General features: G+C 70.8%; 4 protein-coding genes. All 4 read right to left on the reverse strand.

Annotated elements, in window-relative coordinates; genetic code table 11:
- Nucleotides 1–50: 50 nt before the first annotated feature.
- The gene (locus tag ACLJK8_RS22020; protein ID WP_413152574.1) at nt 51–770 is read right to left on the reverse strand and encodes a DUF6005 family protein; all 720 of its coding nucleotides are present in this window, start codon (nt 768–770) and stop codon (nt 51–53) included.
- The gene (locus ACLJK8_RS22025) at nt 767–2,023 is read right to left on the reverse strand and encodes an AMP-binding protein (RefSeq protein WP_413152575.1); all 1,257 of its coding nucleotides are present in this window, start codon (nt 2,021–2,023) and stop codon (nt 767–769) included. The genes ACLJK8_RS22020 and ACLJK8_RS22025 overlap by 4 nt, the downstream gene beginning before the upstream one ends.
- Before the next feature lie 13 nt (nt 2,024–2,036).
- Complete coding sequence (locus ACLJK8_RS22030; RefSeq protein WP_413152576.1) at nt 2,037–3,731, reverse strand: IucA/IucC family protein; 1,695 nt, start codon at nt 3,729–3,731, stop codon at nt 2,037–2,039.
- Nucleotides 3,718–4,815: IucA/IucC family protein (locus tag ACLJK8_RS22035; protein WP_413152577.1), on the reverse strand; the 1,098-nt coding region annotated here is incomplete at its 5' end. The genes ACLJK8_RS22035 and ACLJK8_RS22030, both read right to left, overlap by 14 nt.

Genomic DNA, 4,815 nt, shown 5'->3' on the forward strand with positions numbered 1-4,815 from the left:
TATCCGAGGTCTCCGCGCTCGAAGCTCCTCCGTGCTCATTCTCACCCATCTCAACACCTCCGTCGGCCCAAATTAAGCCGTCTGGGATGTCTCAAGAAACCCTGGGGCGGAGGAGTGGCGAGCAGGCGCTCGAAGGTGGCGATATTCGCGGCCTTGGACGCGCCATGGTCGTACCACTCCCGGACCGGCACGCCGTAGAGCCGCTCGAACCAGGCGAGATAGTGGTCATGCGTCACGATCCCCGGAGCGTGATAGGCGAGCCCCACCTCCGGCAGCACGGCGAAATTCCCGTCCCAGAGCCCGAAATAGAGCGGGCGCTGGTCGATGCCCCGCGCCTTCACCCCGGCGCTGAGGCAGCTCACGACGCAATGGACCTTGATGTCGAGTTCATCGCCAGCCGGGCCGGCAGGCTCCGCCGGGGGCAGGCCCGCGATCATCCGCGCGAGATCGGCGACGGTGGCAAGCTCGCCCTTGCCGAAGGCGGTGTCGGGCACCGGCCAGCCGAGCTCGGTCTCGAGCCTGAGCAGGAGGTTCAGGACCTGCACCGAATCCAGCCCCAGATCCTCGTTCAGCCGCGCCCCGGGCGCGAAGCGGTCGAGCCGGGGGATCGGCGCGGGCCCGGAGAGCGCCGCCCGGATCGCCGCCACGGCGCCGGGGAGATCGGGCCCGGATGTCGGATCTGGTTCCGCGCGGGCGGCCACGGCGGCGACCTCAGCGGCCGCCCCGGTGGGGTGCTCCGCCTCCCGGATCTCCATCGCAGGCCGGTTCACAGATCGACCGCCACGGCTTCGGCGGCACGGGCGAAGCGCGCGGAAACCTCGCGGCGGTTCACCTTGCCGTTCGCCTGACGCGGGATCGCCTCGACACGGCGCACCATCGCCGGCTGCTGGAAGCCGGCGAGCCGCTCGCGGCACCAGCCCCGGATCGCATCCGGTTCGACCTCACCACCCTGGTAGATCAGCCCGACCCGCGCGCCCGCGAGCGGGTCCTCGATCCGGAAGGCGAGCGCGTCATCAATCCCTGTGAGGCTCAGCGCCGTCTGCTCTACCTCCTGCGGATAGACGTTGAGGCCCGCGACATTGATCATGTCGTCCATTCGGGCGACGAAGACCAGCATCCCGTCCTTGCGCCGCCAGCCGAGATCGGAGGAGGCGATGCGAAGCGGCCCGTCGGGGGTAGCGGTCTCGGCGACGATCTCCGCCGGGCTCTCCGCCGCGTCGCCGGCCGCGACGTCGAAATGCGGCAGCGGATGGCCGATCTCGCTGGCCGCTTCGAGCGCCGGGTTGATCGCGACGCAGCCCGCCTCCGAGCAGCCGTACTGCTGGAAAAGCTGGCCGGTCCGGGCGCGAATCCGCTGGAACCAGCTCTGGGGCAGCGTCGTTCCGGAGGTCATCGCCGCGTGGATCGGCCGGTCGGGCGGCGTCAGGCAGGCGAGCGTATGCAGCATCGCCGGCGAGGTGTAGAGGATCGGCGCCTCGATCTCGGCGAGGCGGCGCAGGATGTATTTCGGATTGAGCGTGTCGAGCACCACGGGCACCTGGCCCCGCCGCTGTCCCACCATCACCCCGGGAATCAGCCCGTAGGAATGGGTGATCGGGCAGGCGATCACCGGCGTCATCCCGTCCGGCACGGTGAAGGCGGCGACATAGGAGGCGATCTCGGTCTCGATCGACTCCCAGGGCCGGGCGATCACCTTCGGATGTCCGGTCGTGCCCGAGCTCAGATGCACGAGCCGCCCGGCCACGGGCGCACCCGCGCCGGGCAGCGTCTCGATGCCGTCGTCACCGAGGAACAGGTCGCAGCCGGCCCGGCCGGCCATGGCGCGCGCGAGTTCGGCGGGCATGTCGGGATGGATCGGGAACACCCCGGCGCCCGCGTCCCGCAGGCGCAGGATCGTCGCGAGCATCGCGGCGGTGTCCTTCAGATGCAGCGCGATGCGATGCGCCTCCGGATCGGCGAGCCGGGCGGCGGCGGGCGCGACCTCGGCGGCGGGATCGATCGATCGGTCGTTGACGATGAACATTTCTGGCCTCCCTTCAGAGCGCAAGGGCGTTGGAGATTGCATTGGAGATGTCATGGGAACAGGCGCCGCGGCCGGGACGGATCGCTCGGGTCAGGAGCGATTCCGCCGCGACGCGGCGGGCGAAGGCCTGGAACACCGCCTGACGGCTTGCGAGTCCGTGCCGGGCAACATGCCGGTCGAGCGCGCCGCGCAACCGCCGCCAGAACGCGGCCTCGGGCAAACCGTAGCAGCGTTCGAGCATGTCCGACAGATCGGCGAGGTTGAAGACGAAGAGCGCGTCCATCACCAGCGCGCGCAACTCCTCCGCCGTGCTCATGGCATGGAAGCGGTCGGGCGCGGCGTCGATGTAGACCGGATCGATCAGGCCGAGGTCGGGCCGGAGATCGGGACGGGCGATGAGCGCGGGGACATATTCCAGACTGTCGTGGAAATCGCGCGCGACGAGGGCCGCGGGCCAGCCGCCCTCATGGCGCAGCAGCAGGTTCTGGCCATGCGCCTCGATCGCGATGCCCTGCGCCACGAGAAGGTGCCAGACCGGCAGCACGGCCACCTCGATCAGCCGGTCGAGCCAGGGGAGCAGCCCGTGCTCCCGCACGAAGGGATCGATCAGCGGGCGGCCATTGGATTCGATGAGCGCGAGCGCGTTGAAGGGCAGGAGCGCGCCGGGAGCATCGTCGATCGCGTCGGGGCTCTCGCGCCAGATCGCGGCGAGATGACCCGCGAGCGGCGTCCGGCGCGCGGCGCTCACGGCGGCGTATTCGCGGAGCACATGGAGCCGGCCCGCGAGCCAGGCATCCTCGGCGACGACGCGGGCGAGCCAGTCCGAAACCGCCGGCGCGACCAGCACGAAATCCGGATCGAGAACCCGCGCCGACGAGGTGTTGCGCATCGCAAGCGCCGTCTTCACATGGGCCCGGCGCGGGTCGGCGGCGTTCATGAGGGTACGCACCGACTGGGTGGCGCGGTAGGGATCGCCCGCGGGGCCGACGGGAACGACCGCGCCCGCCGCGATCCAGTCACGGAAGAGCTCGGTCTCCGAGAGTCCGCGATGCTGCCAGGGATGCACCGGGAGCGGTACATGGGTGGCAGGCGTCGTGCCCGCCGCGGCGTGAAGCCCCGCCAGCGACCCGGCGCCGAGTTCCTCCGCCCAGAAGCCGGGGCAGGGCAGGGCGGTCTCGGTCATCTCGCGGGAGACGAGAAGCCAGTCGAGCCTGAACGTCGCCGCGTCTTCGGGGCCATAGCGCGCCTGATCCGTGTCGGAGAAGCCTGAGCGCGCCTTGAAACAGGGATGATAGGGATGGCCCTCGTCGAGCGCCGCCTCCAGCGCGGCCCAGCCCAGCCCGTGCCGCGCGGCCGGGCGCCGGAGAGCGGTCGCGGCCCCGAGCGTGGCGGTCCGCTCCAGATCGGCCGCCAGCGCCGCGGCGCGCTCGGGCTCCATCTCCAGCGCTTCGATCAGCGCCGCGCAATCCGCGGGCCGCCAGCCGTGCCCGGTCGAGATCTCGATCCGGTCGGATCGCATCCGCGGCCGGTCGAAGGCGCCCATGTGAACCCGCGCGCGCAGCGCCGCTTGCCCGATCCGCCAGCCGCTCAGGGGTCCCGAGCCCGCCGCCGGCTCGGACACCGCCAGCCCCTCGAAGATCAGCGCCTCGCAGAACTGCCGGAGCACCCGCGCGCGTGTCGCGTCGCGCGGCAGTTCACGCAACGACATCTTGCCTCCGCTGGCATGTCTCGCTTCGGCGGTGCGCGATCGGATTGGCGAGCGGCACGTAGACGCTCGGCCCGTCGCTCAACTCGTCGATGTCCTGCGCGCGGGTCAGCAGATTGCCCTTGGCGAGCAGATGCGGCGCGCCGAGCATATGGCGCGCGAAATCCCCGCCCGGACCGGGCCGACGCGCCTGCCGGTCGAGCCGCGCGGCGAGCCGGTCGAGGAATTCGTCCTCCTCGCCCAGACCGTCCCGGCCGAGCCGTCCGATCACCCCGAAGGCCTGATTGATGATGAGGTAATAGGCCAGCCGGTCGTTGATCTCGTCGCGCGGATAGCAGAGGTCCTCGCCCAGACGAAGTTCGGGCACGAGGGCGGCGAGCCGGTCCAGATGGGATTCGGCGACGTAGTAGCCTTGGTTGTCCCGGTACCAGGCCCGCCGCGGAAGCCCGTCCGAGAGGTCGATGAGCACGTTCTGCTGATGCGCCTCGAGCGCGATGCCGTGAGTCTCGTAAAGGTCGATGATCGGCTCCACCACGCAGTCGAGATAGGCTTCGAACCAGCGCCGCGCCCCGACCTGACCCGACCCCGCCCGGCCCGCGCCACTCCGATCGAGCACCCGCGCGAGCCACGATTCAGCGCCCGGGAGCGGCTCGGCGGTCAGTGCGACGAGATTGACCGGGCCGCGGGTGGCCTCGCCGCGGAACGGGTTCTCGCGGAAGATCATCTCGAAACCGCCCTCGCGCCGGCCCGGCACCGCCACGGCGAGCCAGGCGGGATCGTCGAGGATGCGGAGCCGGTCGTCCCTCCGCCCGACGCCAAGCTCGCGGAACAGCCGCGCCATCAGAACGCCCGCGTCGAGCTCGCAGAGCTGGTTGATCCGGCGCGAATTGGTGATCCTGACCGGCACCGAGAACTTGAGCATCCACGGGCAATCCGGCGAATAGACCGTGCGGAGCGAGGATGTGGCGCTGAATGCCGGGCCCGCGGCGCCGAGGTCGCGCAGTTTCCCCGCGGCGATCAGGGACTGGACCGCCGGATCGAGCAGCAGGGCCTCGGCCTGCAGCGGATGGGCGGGGATCAGCGTTTC

The sequence above is a fragment of the Amaricoccus sp. W119 genome (genome assembly GCF_047275745.1).
Taxonomy (GTDB): Bacteria; Pseudomonadota; Alphaproteobacteria; order Rhodobacterales; family Rhodobacteraceae; genus Amaricoccus.